Genomic DNA, 17198 nt, shown 5'->3' on the forward strand with positions numbered 1-17198 from the left:
TGGGGCCTGACATTTCAAGACCCCTGTGGCACCTTCCGTGGACGTGACCGGACCGCCCCCGTCCCACGGACGTCTCCGGTCCGCAGCACGAAGGCTCTCTCCCCCGGCCGGCCCTCGGGAACCCCACTCCGCGACGGCCGGGCGCACTGCGGCGCGGCCCCCCGGGCCCCGCCCGTACACCCCCACACGTACGTGGCAAGGAGGAGCGACATGAGGAAGTTCTCGACCTGGCCGGGCATCACCGCCCTGGCCGCCGCCGTGGTGCTCGGCGGGTCCACGACGGCCCTGGCCCTAGGACCCACCGTCGACCAGAAGGTGGACGGCGTCATCGTCGTCGCGGGCAACACCTGTAACTGGACGAACGCGCGCACCAGTGCCGTCCCGCCCGCCGCCCTGACCGTCGACAGGAGCACCATCAACGCCCCCGGCGGCAACCTGGCATGCGGGGGCGGCATCACCGCCACCCTCAACAACAACCCGGCGTTCACCTTCGACGACGCGAGCGGCGTCGCGAGGACGGACGCCATCGACATCAGCGGCAAACAGAGCTTCGTTTCCTGCCGGTTCAAGGCCACCAACATCGTGTGGAACCGCGACGGCTCCACCCGCAAGTACGTGAACCAGGCATTCACCGCGACGAAGGTGTCCGGCAGCTTCCTCTGCCCGGGCTCGGTCACCACCGCGGCCGGCGACGCCTCGATGCTGTTCCACTGACCATGCCGGCGCATTGACCGCGCCGGCGCACCGACCCCTTGTCCCCATGACCGGGTGCGCGCCGCGAGCCGCCGGGCCCGCGGCGCGCACCACCCCTCGCGCGGTCGGCGTCAGGGGCGCGGTGTCAGCCGTACCACGGCAGCCCGGCCGGCGGCGCGGAGCGCCCAAGGGCCCGGGTCGGCGACCAGGGCGGCGTCGTACGGGTCGAGTCGGACACCGTCACCGAGCGCCGCCGGCCCGTCCAGGGCCACGACCAGCAGCGTCGCGCGGGGCGGCACGGCGAGCGCCAGATCCCCGCGTACGACGGCGACTTCGGCCTCGACGACCTCTGTCCGGTACATCACATTGAAGTTCACGACGGGGCCCCCGAGGAGCCGGCACTCGGTGGGGTGCCCACCGGGGAAGTGCTGGGGGACGAAGCGTTCGTCCACGAGACGTCGTTCGCCGCCGATCGTCAGATCCATGCCCGCGCCCTCCGCGAGGGTCAGGGTCCGGTCCACCCCGGGGAACGCGGAGAACGGCCCGTCGGCGGTGACGTCCGCGAGGCTCACCCGCCACAGGAAGTCCTCCATCCCGGCGCCCTCGGGCCCGGCGGCGATCTCCCGGGTGACTCCCCCGCCGTTCTTCCAGGAAGCCGCCGGCCGGTCGGCCGCGCGCAGGACGCGCACCCCGCCGCTCGTGCCCCGGGTGCCGCCGTCGCCCATGTTTCCGCCCTTCCGGGCCCGGATAACGCACCCGGGCCCGGACGAGACTATCGGCCGGCGGCCACCGGCCGGCTGCCGGCTAGCCGACCGCGAGGTCGTCCGCGTAGACGGCGCCCTGCCCGTACCAGCCGTGCACGTAGACGGTGACCGTGCCGGAGGCGCCGGTGGTGAACGGCACGCTCAGCTTGGTCCAGCCGGCCGAGTTGGTCCACGTACTGCCGGTGGCGCCGCCACGCACGCCCAGGTACGCGTAATTGCCCTGTACCCAACCGCTCAGCGTGTAGGCGGCATTAGGAGCGAGGGTGAGGGTCTGCGCGCACTCCCCGGTCTGCGCGGAGGTCGGTGCGGACTTCAGGGCGTACGAGCCCACGTGCGCGGGAGTGTTGACGACGCCGCCCCCGCTCTCGCAGGTCCACGGCGCCGGGGAGCCGCTCTCCAGGCCGCCGTTGATCAGTGCACCGCTCCCGCCGCCCGGCCCGGGGACGGTCAGGGTGAAGCCGGCGGAGTGGGTGAGCCGGCTGCCGTTGGCGGTGACGGTGAGCGGATAGACGCCCGGCGCGGTCGATGCGCCGACGGCCAGGGTGAGCCTGGCGGAGCCGCCCGCCGTGACGGTGGTGGGGGTGAGGCCGGCCGTCACTCCGGCGGGCGCGCCGGTGACGGTCAGGGTGAGGGGTTGCGCGGCGCCGGAGACGACCGTGGTGGCGACCGTCGCGGTGGCGGCGCCGCCGGGGGCGACCGAGGCCGATCCGGGGGTGACCGAGACGGAGAAGTCGTCGGTGACGGGCCCGCCGCCGCCCGTGAAGGGCGCGAAGGTGTGGCTGAAGTACCACGGGTCCTGGGCGATGCCCGAGCAGGTGTCGGAGCCGCCGGTCCCGGGGCAGCCGCCGTTGTCTCGCTGGAGAGCCCAGAAGGAGAGGGTGTTGATGCCCTTGGCGGTGGCCCAGTCGTAGACGGCGCTCGCGTCGGCGGTGGTGAAGGTCTCGGCGGGGCCGTAGTCGTCGATGCCGGGCATCTCGGTGACACCGATCATCCCCCAGAGCTGGGTGGGGGTCTTGGCCGGGTAGAGGGTGGCGAGTTGGTTGTAGAGCCCTTCGGCGGCGGTGCGGGTGTCGTCGGCCATGTGGTGCGTGGCGCCGTCGTAGTAGTCGAAGGTCATGAGGTTGACGACGTCGACCTGCGCGCCCGCGGTCTTGGCGCTCTTGAGCACGGCCAGTCCGCTGCTCGCGAGGCCGCCCGTGGTGGTGGGGAGGGTGTAGGAGACCTGGAGGGGACGGCCGTTGGCGGCGGCCCAGTCCTGCACCTTCTTGATCGCCTGGTTGCGGCGGTCGATGCCCGCCTTGTTGCCCAGCGAGTTGTCCTCGATGTCCATGTCCAGGCGGGTGACGTCGTAGGTGGTGATGACCTTCTCGTACGCGGCGGCGACGGAGTCGACGTTGGTGCAACTGTCGGCGATCTCGGTCCCGCCGTTGTCGGCCGCGTAGCCGCCGAACGAGGGGATCACGTCTCCGCCGCGCGAGCGGATGGTGGCGAAGTCGGCGCCGAAGACGGAGGCGGAGACGGGCTGGGAGGTGCTGCCGTTCCAGTAGGGCGTGCAGGAGCCCTTGGCCTCGGTCTGGACGAAGGCCATGGTCAGGTACTTCGCGCCGGACTTCTGGGCCAGGTCGGCGGGGCTGTCGGAGGAGTACGCCTCGAAGTACGGGGCGAACACGTGGGCGGGCAGGGGCGTCGCCGCGTGGGCGGCGCCGCTGCCCGATCCGAGGACCAGGCCGGTGGAGGCGGCGAGGGTGGTGAAGGCGGCGAGTAAGGAGTGAACGGCGTGGGGACGTCGTCGTCTCATCGAAGCTCCCGGTGGGGCGCGAGCGAACGGGCGGACGCCTCATGATTGGTCTGGACCAGCCGGAGGTCAAGGGGGCCGGCCCCTTTCGGGTCCCCGCGCCCACCGCGTCAACCCCGCTCCACACGGGGCTGGTTGGGAGCCTGCCGCCAGGTCAGCGCAGGATGCCCGCCTGGCGGGCGGCGCGGATCCAGGACGGGAACTCGGACAGGAGCCGGTCGTACAGTTCGGGGTCGGAGATCCGGTCGATGTCGTCCACGGCGAAGAAGCCGACGTTGTCGACCCGGCGGCCGGGCATGGTGTCGAAGCGCTCCAGTACGCCGAACCCGGCCCTGCCGAGCCCCACGAACTGCCAGAACAGCGGCTCCTCGACGGCGGCGCGCAGTTCCCGTTCGATCTCGTCGTTGCGGTAGACGCCGCCGTCGGAGAAGAACAGGACGAGGGTGGGGGCGGGGACGGGGTGGTCGCGTACGTAGGCGCGCACCTCGGCGATGACCCGCTGTTCCTCGTTCTGGAAGCCGACGGCGCGCATGTCGACCTGGCCGGGGAGGAGGCCCTTGGCCGGTTTGTTCCGGCCGAAGAGACTCATCTGGCCGACGCGGACGTGCAGGCGCAGCCACTCGGGGAGTTCGGCGATCGTGAGGTCGGGCAGTCGGGCGGGGTGGGTGGCGAACGTCCACGCCTGCATCTCGCCGTCGTCGTCCAGTTGGGTGGCGACGGCGGCCATTCGCTCCACCACACCGGCCACCGTGCCGCGGCTGTAGAGGGTGGACATCGAGCCGGACGCGTCGAGCACGAGGACGATCCGGGCGCGCACTTCGGCGGCGCCGCTCTTGATCAGACTGACGGCTACCTGCCGCTTGCGCAGGGACAGGCGCTCGCGCATCTCGGAGGGCAGCCGCTCCTCGCCCTTGACCAGGCGGACGGGAACAGCGGGCTCTGGCACCGGATCGGGCAGCGAGAGCGGTGCGGGCGTGAGGGCCGGCGCGGGGACCGGGTTCGGGGTCCGCACCCGGGCCGGGGCGGGGGCCGGGGCCGGGACCGAGTCGGGCGGCGGCGACGGCGCCTCGTCCACGGTGATGCCGAAGTCGGTCGCGAGTCCGGCGAGACCGCTCGCGTACCCCTGCCCGACCGCCCGGAACTTCCAGGCGCCCGCGCGACGGTAGAGCTCTCCGCTCACGTACGCCGTCTCGATGTCGGCGGTCATGTCGAAGCGGGCGATTTCGGCCTCGGACACCGAGTCGAGCAACCTCAGGTGCAGCCCGGGCACCTGACCGAAGCTGCCGCCGTCGGCGGAGGCGCACAATACGACCCGCTCGATCTCCGACTCCAAGGCGGCCAGGTCCACGTCGACCACGTCCGCGCCGGGCTGCTTGCCGAGGTGGCGCACGGCGCCGGAGGCGTGCCGCGGCTGGCTGTAGAAGACGAAGTCACCGTCGGAACGCACGCGTCCGCCTGCGGTCAGCAGGAGCGCGGAGGCGTCCGGATCCGGCACGCCCGGGCCGGCCGACCAGCCGAGCACCACTCTGACGGAGGAGGCCCTGACGGGCAGGTTGGCGCCTTTGCTCATTGTCGTCACGGCGCACAGTCTGCCCCGCCGCCTTGCCCGGGTGGAACGGGTCCGGGAACAGGAGGCCGCGCCCGACAACGCGTTGAGGCCCGCACCTCACGGTGCGGGCCTCAACGACGGTCACACGCCTAGGAGCGTCAGGCGGGAACGATGTTCTCGGCCTGGGGGCCCTTCTGGCCCTGCGTGACGTCGAAGTTCACCTTCTGGCCTTCCTGAAGCTCACGGAAGCCCTGGGTGGCGATGTTCGAGTAGTGGGCGAACACGTCAGCGCCGCCACCGTCCTGCTCGATGAAGCCGAAGCCCTTTTCCGCGTTGAACCACTTCACGGTGCCAGATGCCATATGAGTTTCTCCTTTGGGGCTGTTCCCGGACCCACACTGTGCGGGCACCGGAGTCGAAGTAATGATTGCCCCGTCCGAAAATCATCGGAAATAAAAAGTGCACCGCCGGAAGGAATCCGAGGGAGCACTTGAAGTCTTTGGGAACCACAACTGCAACTGCGTTAACCGTAGCACAGTGCAGGCGCCTCGGCACGGAAGGTTTCCCCGCCTTTTTTGCCAACGCCGTGAATCTCGACCGACATTCGATGAATTTCTGCAGCGGCGGCGGCAGATATTCGGTGGCCGCCGGATTACCGGCCGGTGCGGACGGGACCCGGGGAGTGGTCACCTCCCCGGGGCCCCGCCCCGTCGGGGTCAGCCGCGGAAAGCCGCCGGGCGCTCCGGGGACGCTTCCGCGAGGGCCTTGGTGACGGCTTCGACGCCCGCGCGCAGGCCGTACACCGGGGTGCCGGGCTGCTGGCGCCACGACTCGTCGATGCCGCCGGCGTCGACGGTGTCGAAGCCGAGTTCGTGGATGAGGTCCCGCACGGTCTTCTTCGCCGCCTCGTCGTCCGCGGCGACCGGCAGCGCCATCCGGTCGGAGTCCCCGGCCGGGCGGGGCCGTTCGAGGATGTCGGCCGCGAAGGTGCCGTTGAACGCCTTGACGACGGGGTGGCCGAGGTGACGTTCGGTCCAGCGGCTCTCGGTCAGGCCGTCGTCCTCGATGCCGGGGATGCGGCCGTCCCGCTCGCGGGGGTAGTAGTTGCAGGTGTCCACGACCGCGAAGCCCTCGGCGGCGCCGTCGAAGAGCCGGGCGGGCAGGTCGGGCACGTTCTTGAGGGGGACGGTGACGACGACGAGCTCCGCGCCCCGGGCCGCCTCGGCGACCGTGACGGGCGTGGCGCCGGTCTCCTCGGCCAGCGCCGTCAGGGTTTCGGGTCCGCGCGAGTTCGCCACGGAAACCTCGTGTCCGAGGGCGGTGAGCCGTCGGGTGAGGTTGCCGCCGATGTTGCCGGCGCCGATGATGCCGATCTTCATGAGCTCTCCAGTGCAGTGCGCGGTTTCGGGTATGGCCTTTCTCCGAACCGCGCCGGTCGTCACCGCATTCCGGCTCATGCTGCGCCATCGGGTGGATTTTCGGCCATTTCCCGCGACGCGAGAACCGAACAGTCCCCGCATGCGGTCTTTCGGGACAGTGCCGGGGACCGTACCGGCGCGCATCGCACGACGGGGAAAGGTACGACCATATGTCCAAGCGTCCGGCCAAGCGCACCGCCCTTGCCCTCGCCACCGCGGCGACCGCCGCCGCGGCGGCGCTCTCCCTCACCTTCGTCACCCACGCGTCCGCCGCCGCCCCCGCGCCGCACACCGCGCAGGCGGCGACCGCACTGCCGTCCGTGTCGGGCAGCCCCGAGGGCGCGTTCACCCGTATCGCCGACTTCTACGGCTCCTACATCGACGCCGTGTACGACGGCGACGGCAAGACGGCCGACCAACTGCGCGCCTTCTACCTCTCCAAGCCCCTCCAGCTGGAGCTGAAGCAGTGGGAGGAGACCAACCACGCGAACGGCGTGCTGCGCGCGCAGAACGTCCCCCTCCAGTGGAAGGTCGCCTCCACCGGCAGCGGCACGGGCAAGACCGCTGCCACGGTCACCCTGACCTGGGGCGGCGGCGACACCACGGAGATCCACGTCCAGGCCGACCTCAAGACGCGCAAGATCACCTCGATCAAGGACTGACCGGCGCCCACACGCACGAGGGGGCCCGCCGATGGCGGCCCCCTCCGTCACGCCCCGCGCTTACGCGCCGCTCGCGTCGAGCATGTCCGCGCGTTCCACCAGCTTCACGCGCTCACGGCCCTGCGGTTCGCCCAGGGCCTTCTCCGCGGCGTCCAGCTTGTGCCAGCCCTCCCAGGTGGTGTAGCGGACCCGCCGCTCCGCCAGGAACGCCTCGACCGCCTCCGGCGCCGGCGCGGACGGGGTGAGCAGGCGGCCCTCGGCGTGGTCGGCGAGGAGGTTCGCCACGGTCTCGTTCGCGTCGCCCTTGGTGTGGCCGATCAGGCCGATGGGGCCGCGTCGGATCCAGCCGGTGACGTACGTCGAGGGCAGGTGCGCCCCGGCCTCGATCACGCGACCGCCCTCGTCGGGGACCGTGCCGGACTCGACGTCCCAGGGCAGCTTGGGCAGTTCGTCGGAGAGGTAGCCCACGGCCCGGTACACCGATCGGACGTCCCAGTCCGTGAACCGGCCGGTGCCCTTGACGTTGCCCGTGCCGTCGAGTTCCGTGCGCTCGGTGCGCAGGCCCACGACCTTGCCGTCCTCTCCGAGCACCTCGACGGGCGATTCGAAGAAGTGCAGGAACAATTTGTGCGGGCGGTCGCCGATGTCGCGGATCGCCCAGTTCTCCAGCGTCTTGGCGACCATGTCCGCCTGCTTGTTGGCGCGGCGGGTGGCGATCGAACCCTCGTCGTAGTCGATGTCCTCGGGGTTGACGATGACCTCGATGTTCGGCGAGTGGTCCAGTTCGCGCAGCTCCATCGGGCTGAACTTCGCCTGCGCCGGGCCGCGCCGGCCGAAGACGTGCACTTCGAGCGCCCGGTTGGCCTTGAGACCTTCGTAGACGTTCGGCGGGATCTCGGTCGGCAGCAGCTCGTCCGCCGTCTTCGCGAGGATGCGGGCGACGTCGAGCGCGACGTTGCCGACGCCCAGGACCGCGACCTTCTCGGCTTCCAGCGGCCAGGTGCGCGGGACGTCCGGGTGGCCGTCGTACCAGGAGACGAAATCGGCCGCGCCGTACGAGCCGTCCAGTTCGACACCCGGGATGCGGAGCTCACGGTCGGCGGTCGCGCCGGTGGAGAAGATCACCGCGTCGTAGAAGGCGCGCAGCTCGTCGAGCGAGACGTCGTTCGGGTAGTCGACGTTGCCGAAGAGGCGGACCTGCGGCTTGTCGAGCACCTGGTGCAGGGCGGTGATGATGCCCTTGATCCGCGGGTGGTCGGGGGCCACGCCGTACCGGATCAGGCCGAAGGGGGCCGGCATGCGTTCGAAGAGGTCGATGGAGACGCCCGGTTCGACGGCCGCCTCGGACTTCAGCAGCGCGTCGGCCGCGTAGATGCCGGCGGGGCCGGCGCCGACTATCGCTACCCGCAGAGGGCGAGGCATGGTGTGGGTTCCCTTCGACCGACAAACCGGGTGATCAAGGGAACCCTAAGCTAAGGCGAGCCTAACCCGGCACCCGGCCCCTGCTTATGACCTCATAAACAGAACTTATGACATCCCAAAGGGGTGCTTTGGCCCGCCTCCGGGACGCGGCACGGGGCGCCCGTCGACCGTCGCGGGTCTCCGGCGCGGCGCTCCTACGCCTCGTACTCCGTGAGGTCGATGAAGTGGACATCGAGCAGGGCTCCGGACTCGGGGGCCTCCACCCGCCGCTCCGACTCCATGCCCAGCTTGCGGATGACGTTCTCCGACTCCTCGTTGCCGGCTCGGTTGACCGCGATCACCCGCTCCAGTCCGCGGTCCTGGAGGGCGAACTCCAAGGTGGCCTGGGCGGCCTCCGAGGCGTAGCCCTGGCCCCAGAACGGCCGGCCGAGGCGCCAGGTGATCTCCACGGCGGGCATGACCGCCGGCAACCACTCCGGCACCGTCAGACCCACGACGCCGATCAGCTCACCGGAGGCCAGCAGCTCGACGGCGAACAGGCCGAAACCCTCCTCGTCCCACTCGTCCTCCCACCGTTCGATGGCGTCGGCCGTCTCCTCCAGGTCGAGCGTGGACCCGTCGCCGATCCAGCGCATCACCTCGGGATCGGCGTTGATCTCCGACAGCGGGACGAGGTCGTCGTCGGTCCAGCGGCGGAGCAGGAGGCGGGGGGTACGGATCTCGGTCATGCCCTCATCCTGCCGAACGCCGCCCCACCAGGGTTAATCGGGCCCCCGGCACGAACTCTCGGTGCGGCTCAGCGACGGCGCAGGAGGTAGTGGACGGTGCCGTCCCGCGAGCCGTCCCGCTCGAAGCCGGCGCGCCGCACCACCGCGTGCGAGGGCGCGTTGCCGTCCGCGACCACGGCGCGCAGCGCGGTCGGGCCCGGTTGCGCGAAGGCCCAGCCCGCCAGGGCGCGCACCGCTTCGGTGGCGTGTCCGTGGCCCCGGGCCGAGGGGAGGAGGTCGTAGCCGATCTCCGCGTGCCCCTCGGGGTCGGGGGCGCCGTGGAAGCCGATGCCGCCAATGGCCCGCCGGTCGGCCGTGCGGACGATGGCGTACGGGCCCCAGCCCGGGTGGTACTCACCGACCTCGCGCGCCAGGCCCAGCATCCCGGCGGCGATCCTGGTGCCCTCGGGCGGCCCGTCGTCGGCCCAGACGAAGCCGCCGGGCCCGCCGGTGTGCAGGTCGGCGGCGGCCGAGGGGTCGATCTCGCACAGGACGACGCCCGCTCCCCTGACCGGGTCGCCGTACCAGCGCCACTCGCGCTCGCGCGGCAGGTCCGGGAGGTCGGCCCGGCCGGTCGCGGCCAGCAGCGAGCCCCAGGCGTCCGCGTAGGCGGAGCGCGGGGCGTGCGGGAAGAGCCGGTCGAGGATCAGGGCGCTGGTCCGCGCGGAACCGGCCCAGTCGCCGGCGCCCAGGTCGCGGCGGATGTCGTGGGTGTGCAGCAGCAGCTCGGTGGCGCCCATCGCGGCGAACCCGTCGGCGCCGGCCGCGCCCGCGGGGTGCCGGGCACGGTCTTCCGCGCCGGCCGCGAGGACGGTGGCCGCCAGCAGCCGCCCGCTCGCTTCGACGAGGTCGATCAGGGCGCCGGGCGGGGTGCCGGGAGCGGTGTCGACCGTGAGCGGCAGCCAGGAGGCGGGGACGCGGCCGGCCGGCCGGGCTGCGAACGCCGTCAGGTCCGCGGCCAGGCGCACCGCCGTGTCACGGCAGCTCCACTCCCGCTCCGCCGCCGGTCGGGACCAGTCGCGGTCCGCCACCTCGCGCAGCGCGGCCACCGCTTCCGCGACGGTGCGGGAGAGGTCGTCGGCGGTGAAGAGGGTCATGACGTCGACCTTAAGGGGGTGCCTGACGGGTCAGGGGTGGGATAGTGATAGGCCCTCCGAGGCCGTACGGGGACCGGCCCGGCTCCCGGACGGCTCAGTCGGGGAGGGCGGAGCCGCAGCGGGAGCAGTAGCGGGCGTCGCGTTCGGAGGCGAGCCGGCCGCAGTCCTCACACACCCGGTGTAGGAGGCAGGCCGTCTCGCCGCCCTCGGCGGCGGCCGGCGCGCCGATGCCGAGGCCGGGGCGGCGGGGGTGGACCGTGAGGTAGGCGATACCGTCCGGGCCCGCGGTGAGTGAGCGCCGGCTGTTCCTGGTCAGCAGGGCCGCGGTGTGGGGCCGCAGCTGGTGCGGGCCGTCGTCGGTGTCGAGCCGGCCGCCGCCCTCGACCACGACGAGCAGCACGTCGAGCACCGGTTCGCGGTGTTCGGCGATGACCCCGCCGGGCGGCAGGCGGATGAGGTTCGCGTCCAGTACGCGCCCCGTCTCGGTCAGCCGCCAGAGCGCGCCGGTGGCGTCGGCGGGGGCGTCCGCGATGACCGCGTCCAGGTCGGTGGGGGCACCGGCGAGGTGCGAGCGCGTCGTCATGTTCGTCCTTCCTGGTCCCTCAGCGGGACTGCCCGGTGACCTCCGCAGTCATACACGATCGGTTCCGGTCATTCGTGGCCGATCGGCTCTTTGCCGACCCCCGGCAACGGTCCTCGTACTCCTGACCGATAAAATCAGGACACCGCGATCTCCCATCAGGTCACCGCCTGCCGCCCCGCCCTGCCGCCGTGTGCCCCGGCCCGGCCGCCCGCACCGGAAAACGCCCTGCCGCACATGAGTTCCAACACCGCCCTGTATCCGCCCCCGCCCGCCGCCGACGGCTTCGCACCGGCCGCGCCCGTCCTCCCCGAGCCGCCTCGGCAGGCCCGGGTGCTGACCGGCAGGGCCCCGGCCCGACCGACGCCGGCCGCCGCCTTCCACAGCGTCAGCGCCGTCACGACCGTACTCCTGGGTCTCGTGGCGATCGGCGCGATGATCCACGAGCCGGTGCTGATCCCGCCCCTGGCCGCCAGCGCCGCCCTGGTGCACAGCGCGCCCACGCTGCCGCTGGCACAGCCGCGCGGGGTCGTACTGGGCCACCTGCTGGGTGCGGGCGTCGGTTACGCCGTGCTCGCCCTGGCCGGAAGCAGCGCCTGGGCGGCCGCTGTCGCCGCCGGCGTGACCCTGGCCCTGCTGATCCTCGCGCGCACCCCGCACTCGGCGGCCTGCGCGACCTCCGTCATCGTCGTGCTCCAGACCCCGGCGCCGGGCAGGTTCCTGCCCCTGCTGTTCGGTTCGACCGTGCTGCTCGTGCTCACCGGCTGCGCCGCATCCCGCATCCGCCGGAAGGCCCCGAAGTACCCTGCCTATTGGTGGTGACTCCGCAGTGGCGCGCCTCCGCGCCACTGAGGGTGCTCGGGCGCTACTTCTTGTGACCGGACGGGGCGGTCACGGTGGCGGTGAAGGGCGGAACAAGCGGTGGAGATTTCGACGAAGGACGTGTTCGGGGCACCCTGCTGGGTGAGTCTGATGGCCCGCGACATGGAAGCCTCCCAGCGTTTCTACGCGGCGGTGGTGGGCTGGAGCTTCCGGCGGACGCGCCTCGGTGACAACTTTTCCGTGGCCCGGGTCGACGGCGTGCCGGTGGCCGGCATCGGTGCGCTCGCCGTGGACCTGGCGGTGGCCGTGGCCTGGACCCCGTACTTCGCCGTGGACGACGCGGACGTGGCGGTGAGCCGGATCAGGGAGCGCAGCGGCACCGTCGCGGTGGGGCCTGTCTCCTTCCCCATCGGTGGCCGGGGCGCGCTGGCGGCCGATGTGGACGGCGCGGTGTTCGGGATCTGGGAGGGCCCGGTGTCCTCCGACTGGCGGGTGGGCCGCGGCCCCTCCCCCGCCTGGCTGGAGCTGCGGACCCGCAACGCGTTCGACGCGGCGATGTTCTACGGGGAAGTGCTGGAGTGGGCCACCGGCCGGCCGGGCTGCTGCGAGGTGTCCTACGAGGAGGACCAGGTCGTACTGCGGCACGACGGGGAGCCCGTGGCCCGGCTGAACAGCGGGCCCGTGGAGGCGGGCGCGTACAGTCCGCACAGCCGGCCGCGCTGGCACGTGCACTTCCGGGTGCCGCGCCTGGAGCCGGCCATCGAGGCGGCCCTCTCGCTCGGCGGCCGCACCGTCTCGGACATCACCTCCAACGCCCGGGAGCGGTGGGTGGCGCTGCGCGACCCGGACGGGGCCCTGTTCACCCTCACCACCTTCCTGTCGACGCCGCTGTCGCCCTGACCCCCGAGGGCCCGCCGATCTCCGATGTGCCCGGTCCGTCGTCCCTTGCCACACTGGGCGCAGGAGGTGCGCGATGGACCCGGTGGCGGCGCTGAACCGCATCGCCTTCCTGCTGGAGCGCGGGCAGGCCCCGACGTACCGGGTGCAGGCGTTCCGCACGGCGGCGGGCATCGTCGAACGGCTCGGCCCGGACGAGGTGGGCCGGCGGGCGGCGGCCGGTTCGCTGGAGGCCGTGAAGGGGCTGGGGCCCAAGACCGCCCAGGTCGTACGGGAGGCGCTCGCCGGGGAGATCCCGGGATATCTGCGCAAGCTTGAGGACGAGGTCGCCGCGCACCCCGAGGGGCCGCCCGCGACCGAGGCCGCCCGCACGCTGAGGGAGGCGCTGCGCGGGGACTGCCACCTGCACTCCGAGTGGTCCGACGGCGGCAGCCCCATCGAGGCGATGGGCCGTACGGCCGTGGAGCTGGGTCACGAGTGGGCCGTGCTGACGGACCATTCGCCGAGCCTGAAGGTGGCCCGGGGGCTCTCGCCCGAGCGGCTGCGGGAGCAACTGGACGTGGTGGCGGAGCTCAACGCGCGCTGGGCGCCGTTCCGGCTGCTCACGGGCATCGAGTGCGACATCCTGCTCGACGGGTCGCTCGACCAGGAGCCGGAGCTGCTGGACCGGCTCGACTTGGTGGTGGGCTCCGTCCACTCCAAGCTGCGGATGGATGCCCCGGCCATGACCCGGCGGATGCTCGCGGCGGTGCGCAATCCGCTGATGGACGTCCTGGGGCACTGCACCGGGCGCCTGCTCACGGGCAGGACCCGGCCGGAGTCGGAGTTCGACGCGGCCGCCGTGTTCGCGGCGTGCGCGGAATCCGGCACGGCTGTGGAGGTCAACAGCAGGCCGGAGCGGCTGGACCCGCCGCGGCGGCTGCTGCGGATGGCGGTGGAGGCCGGGACCCTCTTCGCGATCGACACGGACGCGCACGCGCCGGGCCAGCTCGACTGGCAGCTACTGGGATGCGAACGGGCGGTGGAGTGCGGGGTGACGGCCGACCGGGTGGTCAACACCTGGCCGGCGGACGACCTGCTCGCCTGGACCCGCACCCGGCGGCCCCCCAGACGGCGCTCCGCCGCCCTCTCGTAGCGTCGCCCGCTCCCAGCGGCGTCCGCTCGTATACGGGGACGGTCGTCGGGGTTCAGGTCCGCCGGTGACGGGGCAGACGTACCGGACACAGCAACCGACCTCTTGCGAAGGGACCTACACCGTGTCGCGATCGAGGATTCTCGTAGTGGGCGCCGGCTTCGCCGGGGTGGAGTGCGTACGCCGGCTGGAGCGCCGGCTGTCCCCCGCCGAGGCCGAGATCTCATTGGTCACACCGTTCGCTTACCAGCTCTACCTGCCGTTGTTGCCGCAGGTGGCGGCCGGGGTGCTGACCCCGCAGTCCGTGGCCGTCTCGCTGCGCCGCAGCAGCAAGCACCGGACGCGGATCATCCCGGGCGGTGCGATCGGCGTGGACCCGAAGGCCAAGGTCTGCGTGATCCGCAAGATCACCGGCGAGATCGTCGACCAGTCCTACGATCTGCTGGTCCTCGCCCCGGGCAGCGTCACCCGTTCGTTCGACATTCCCGGCCTGGGCGAGCACGCCCGGGGCATGAAGACCCTCGCCGAGGCCGCGTACCTGCGCGACCACGTGATCGCCCAGCTCGACCTCGCCGACGCCAGCCAGGACGAGGCGGAGCGCACGGCGCGGCTGCAGTTCGTGGTGGTCGGCGGCGGCTACGCGGGCACCGAGACGGCCGCCTGCCTCCAGCGGCTGACCTGCCACGCGGCGAGCCGCTACCCCCGGCTCGACCCCAGCCGGATCAAGTGGCACCTGGTGGACCTGGCCCCCAAGCTGATGCCCGAGCTGGGTGACAAGCTCGGCAAGACCGCCCTGGACATCCTGCGGGGGCGCGGCATCGAGGTGTCGCTGGGCGTGTCGGTGGCCGAGGTGGACGCCGAGAAGGTGACGCTCACCGACGGCCGGGTGCTGCCGAGCCGCACCTTGATCTGGACGGCGGGGGTGGCCGCGAGCCCGCTGGTGGGGACCCTGGACACGGAGACCCTGAAGGGTCGGCTGGTGGTGCGCCCCGACCTGACGGTGCCGGGCGCCGACGGAGTGTTCGCCCTGGGGGACGCGGCCGCCGTTCCGGACCTGGCGAAGGGCGGGGACGCCCTGTGCCCGCCGACGGCGCAGCACGCCATGCGGCAGGGGCGGGCCGTCGCCGAGAGCGTCATCGCGACGCTGCGGGGCGAGACGCCGCGACCGTACGTCCACAAGGACCTCGGCCTGGTGGTGGACCTCGGCGGGCGGGACGCCGTCTCCAAGCCGCTGGGCATCGAACTGCGGGGCCTGCCGGCGCAGGCGGTGGCGCGCGGCTACCACTGGTCGGCGCTGCGGACCAATGTGGCCAAGACCCGGGTGATGACGAACTGGCTGCTCAACGCCGTCGCCGGGGACGACTTCGTCCGTACCGGCTTCCTCGCCCAGCGGCCCGCCACGCTGCGGGACTTCGAGCACACCGACTCCTACCTGACGCCGGAGCAGGTCCGGGAGCACACGGCGGCGCTGCACGCGCGGAGCTGAACCGGGCCGGCCGCCGGTCTACAGCGGCCCCGCCCCGCGGGCCAGGAGCAGGACGACGTCGGCTGCCGCGACCAGGATCGTGCCCAGGAACGGGACCCGGCCGCGCCCCCGACCGGTGGCGAGGAGCACGCCCGCAGTGAGGGCGAGCAGCACCCAGCGGTACGGGGTCACCGGCCCGGGCGGTCCGAGGACCAGCGCGGCGGCCGAGCCGAGGACGAGGAGGGCGGCCAGCACGGCCGAGCGGCGGGCGCCGAGCCGCTGCGGGAGCCCGTTGACGCCCGTGGCCAGGTCGTCCGCGATGTCGGGCAGCACATTGGCGAAGTGGGCGCCCGCGCCCAGCAGCGCGGCCGCGACCGCGAGCCAGAGCGGTGGCCACGGCTGCCCCGGCAGACCGAGCGTGACGAAGGCCGGGAGCAGGCCGAAGGCGAGGGCGTACGGGAGCCAGGACACGACGGTGCGCTTGAGCCACAGGTTGTACGCCCAGGCGGCCGCCACCGCGCAGAGGTGGACGGTGCCCGCCGGCCGGCCCGAGGCGAGAGAGAGCGGCACGCACAGCGCCAGCGCCACGATCGCGGCGGCGCTCACCGTGGCGGGTCGCACGGCCCCCACCGCCAGGGGTTTGTCCGGTCGTCCCGTGAGCCGGTCGCGCCGCAGGTCGGCGCGGTCGTTGCACCAGCCCACCGAGAGTTGGCCGAGGGCGACGGCGCCCGCCGCGACCGCGCAGCCGGCGGCTCCCCGGCCGGTGGCGGCGGCCAGCACCGCGGTGAGGAGGGTGACGGCGGTGGCGGGAAGCGGGTGGCCGGCCGCGAGCAGCGCGACGGCGACGGCCCTGTGGCCTGGGCGTGCGGAGGTTCGCGTGGGCGGTGCGGTCTCGCGGGTTGCGGGCACGGCTCCACGGTAGGCGTAGCCGGCCCGGCTCACGGCCGCGACTCACGGCCCGACTCACGGCCCGGTTCACGGCCCCGCTCACCGGGGCGGACGGGCGGCGGCACGCCCGGTTCATTCGGTTCGGCGGAAAATGCCCGCTCTTGCCTAGAGTTGGGGCGATGACACGTGTCCTGGCAGTGAGCAGCGTGTTCCCGCCCCACGCGTACCCGCAGTCGCAGATCACGGAGGCGCTCGCCCGCTGCCTGCCGCCGGGCCGCGACGCTGGCCCGCTGCGCCGGGTGCACGCCTCGGTGCGGGTCGACAGCCGTCATCTGGCGCTCCCGCTGGAGCGGTACGGGCCGCACAACGACTTCGGAACCACCAACGCGCTGTTCGTCGAGGCGGCCCTGGACCTCGGCGCCCGCGCCATCGGCCTCGCCCTCGCCGAGGGCGGCCTCCCGGCCCGGGACGTGGACCTGGTCATGTCGACGACGGTGACCGGGCTCGCCACCCCTTCGCTGGAGGCCCGGCTCGCCGCCCGCACCGGCCTGCGGCCCGATGTGCGGCGGCTGCCGCTGTTCGGGCTGGGGTGCGCGGCGGGCGCGGCCGGCCTCGGCCATCTGCACGAGCACCTCACGGGCCGGCCGGGACAGGCCGCCCTGCTGCTGTCCACGGAACTGTGCTCGCTCACCTTGCAGCCCACCGACACCTCGATGGCCAACCTGGTGGCCGGCGCGCTCTTCGGGGACGGGGCGGGGGCGTTGTTGGCGGTGGGCGCCGACCATCCGCTGTACGGGAGCAGCGCCGGACCGACGGTCGTGGACGCGCGCAGCCGCCTCTACCCGGGGACCGAGGACCTGCTCGGCTGGGACATCGGCCATTGGGGTTTCCGCATGGTGATGGGCCGCGAACTGCCCGGGCTGGTCCGGCTGCACGTCGCGGAGGAGGTCGAGGCGTTCCTCGCCGGCCACGACCTGAAGCCCGCCGACGTCACCTCGTGGATCTGCCATCCGGGTGGTCCCAAGATCCTCGACGTCCTCGGGGGGTCCCTGGGCCTCGCGGATTCGGCCCTCGCCGCGAGCCGGCGTTCGCTCGCGACGGCGGGCAACCTCTCCTCCGCGTCCGTGCTGCACATCCTCGACGACGTCCGGCGCGCCGGGCCGCCGCCGCCGGGCTCGGTCGGGCTGATGCTCGCCTTCGGCCCGGGCTTCGCCTCCGAACTCGTCCTCCTGCGCTGGTGACGCCCT

General features: G+C 72.8%; 17 protein-coding genes. 7 read left to right on the forward strand and 10 right to left on the reverse strand.

Annotation, left to right across the window (positions count from 1 at the left end; all coding sequences use genetic code 11):
* The first annotated feature begins 210 nt into the window (after positions 1 to 210).
* A complete protein-coding gene (locus ABZ934_RS00885) occupies positions 211 to 714 on the forward strand; it encodes a hypothetical protein (RefSeq protein ID WP_361307105.1) in 504 nt (167 codons plus the stop codon).
* 110 nt (positions 715 to 824) lie between these two features.
* On the opposite strand, the gene ABZ934_RS00890 is transcribed toward ABZ934_RS00885, so the two are convergent.
* From ABZ934_RS00890 to ABZ934_RS00910, 5 genes are all read right to left on the reverse strand, one after another.
* A complete protein-coding gene (locus tag ABZ934_RS00890; protein WP_361307107.1) occupies positions 825 to 1418 on the reverse strand; it encodes a HutD family protein in 594 nt (197 codons plus the stop codon).
* A gap of 79 nt (positions 1419 to 1497) precedes the next feature.
* Positions 1498 to 3255, reverse strand: a complete 1758-nt coding sequence (locus tag ABZ934_RS00895) for a glycosyl hydrolase family 18 protein (RefSeq protein WP_361307109.1) — start codon at positions 3253 to 3255, stop codon at positions 1498 to 1500.
* Positions 3256 to 3406: 151 nt separating this feature from the next.
* Positions 3407 to 4822: a VWA domain-containing protein gene (locus tag ABZ934_RS00900; RefSeq protein WP_361308643.1), complete on the reverse strand. Its 1416-nt coding sequence runs from the start codon at positions 4820 to 4822 to the stop codon at positions 3407 to 3409.
* A 137-nt stretch (positions 4823 to 4959) separates the two neighbouring features.
* Complete coding sequence (locus ABZ934_RS00905; protein WP_030228921.1) at positions 4960 to 5163, reverse strand: cold-shock protein; 204 nt, start codon at positions 5161 to 5163, stop codon at positions 4960 to 4962.
* A 354-nt stretch (positions 5164 to 5517) separates the two neighbouring features.
* On the reverse strand, positions 5518 to 6180 hold the full coding sequence (locus ABZ934_RS00910; RefSeq protein ID WP_361307111.1) for an NAD(P)-binding domain-containing protein: 663 nt from the start codon (positions 6178 to 6180) through the stop codon (positions 5518 to 5520).
* Between the two features lie 209 nt (positions 6181 to 6389).
* Here ABZ934_RS00910 and ABZ934_RS00915 point away from each other — a divergent pair, with 209 nt between their 5' ends.
* Positions 6390 to 6881 carry a hypothetical protein gene (locus tag ABZ934_RS00915; protein WP_361307113.1) on the forward strand — a complete coding sequence of 164 codons (492 nt, stop codon included), beginning with the start codon at positions 6390 to 6392 and terminating at the stop codon, positions 6879 to 6881.
* A gap of 60 nt (positions 6882 to 6941) precedes the next feature.
* Here the strand turns inward: ABZ934_RS00915 and ABZ934_RS00920 are convergent, their stop codons facing one another.
* From ABZ934_RS00920 to ABZ934_RS00935, 4 genes are all read right to left on the reverse strand, one after another.
* Positions 6942 to 8303, reverse strand: a complete 1362-nt coding sequence (locus ABZ934_RS00920; RefSeq protein ID WP_361307115.1) for an FAD-dependent oxidoreductase — start codon at positions 8301 to 8303, stop codon at positions 6942 to 6944.
* Between the two features lie 194 nt (positions 8304 to 8497).
* Positions 8498 to 9031, reverse strand: coding sequence for a GNAT family N-acetyltransferase (locus ABZ934_RS00925; RefSeq protein ID WP_361307117.1), 534 nt, complete (start codon positions 9029 to 9031; stop codon positions 8498 to 8500).
* Positions 9032 to 9099: 68 nt separating this feature from the next.
* The gene (locus ABZ934_RS00930; RefSeq protein ID WP_361307119.1) at positions 9100 to 10167 is read right to left on the reverse strand and encodes a GNAT family N-acetyltransferase; all 1068 of its coding nucleotides are present in this window, start codon (positions 10165 to 10167) and stop codon (positions 9100 to 9102) included.
* A 94-nt stretch (positions 10168 to 10261) separates the two neighbouring features.
* Positions 10262 to 10750, reverse strand: coding sequence for a hypothetical protein (locus ABZ934_RS00935; protein WP_361307121.1), 489 nt, complete (start codon positions 10748 to 10750; stop codon positions 10262 to 10264).
* Between the two features lie 234 nt (positions 10751 to 10984).
* On the opposite strand from ABZ934_RS00935, the gene ABZ934_RS00940 reads away from it, so the two are divergent.
* The 4 genes from ABZ934_RS00940 (at position 10985) to ABZ934_RS00955 (ending at position 15084) form a co-directional block, all read left to right on the forward strand.
* Positions 10985 to 11569, forward strand: coding sequence for an HPP family protein (locus tag ABZ934_RS00940; RefSeq protein WP_361307123.1), 585 nt, complete (start codon positions 10985 to 10987; stop codon positions 11567 to 11569).
* A gap of 150 nt (positions 11570 to 11719) precedes the next feature.
* Positions 11720 to 12469 carry a VOC family protein gene (locus ABZ934_RS00945; protein WP_361308645.1) on the forward strand — a complete coding sequence of 250 codons (750 nt, stop codon included), beginning with the start codon at positions 11720 to 11722 and terminating at the stop codon, positions 12467 to 12469.
* 73 nt (positions 12470 to 12542) lie between these two features.
* The gene (locus ABZ934_RS00950; RefSeq protein ID WP_361307125.1) at positions 12543 to 13601 is read left to right on the forward strand and encodes a PHP domain-containing protein; all 1059 of its coding nucleotides are present in this window, start codon (positions 12543 to 12545) and stop codon (positions 13599 to 13601) included.
* A 121-nt stretch (positions 13602 to 13722) separates the two neighbouring features.
* Positions 13723 to 15084, forward strand: a complete 1362-nt coding sequence (locus tag ABZ934_RS00955) for an NAD(P)/FAD-dependent oxidoreductase (RefSeq protein WP_361307127.1) — start codon at positions 13723 to 13725, stop codon at positions 15082 to 15084.
* An 18-nt stretch (positions 15085 to 15102) separates the two neighbouring features.
* On the opposite strand, the gene ABZ934_RS00960 is transcribed toward ABZ934_RS00955, so the two are convergent.
* The gene (locus tag ABZ934_RS00960; RefSeq protein ID WP_361307129.1) at positions 15103 to 15972 is read right to left on the reverse strand and encodes a UbiA family prenyltransferase; all 870 of its coding nucleotides are present in this window, start codon (positions 15970 to 15972) and stop codon (positions 15103 to 15105) included.
* A gap of 158 nt (positions 15973 to 16130) precedes the next feature.
* Between ABZ934_RS00960 and ABZ934_RS00965 the strand changes: the two genes are divergently transcribed.
* Positions 16131 to 17192, forward strand: a complete 1062-nt coding sequence (locus ABZ934_RS00965) for a 3-oxoacyl-[acyl-carrier-protein] synthase III C-terminal domain-containing protein (RefSeq protein ID WP_361307131.1) — start codon at positions 16131 to 16133, stop codon at positions 17190 to 17192.
* Positions 17193 to 17198: the final 6 nt, after the last annotated feature.

The sequence above is a fragment of the Streptomyces sp. NPDC046557 genome (assembly GCF_040645975.1).
Lineage (GTDB): Bacteria > Actinomycetota > Actinomycetes > Streptomycetales > Streptomycetaceae > Streptomyces.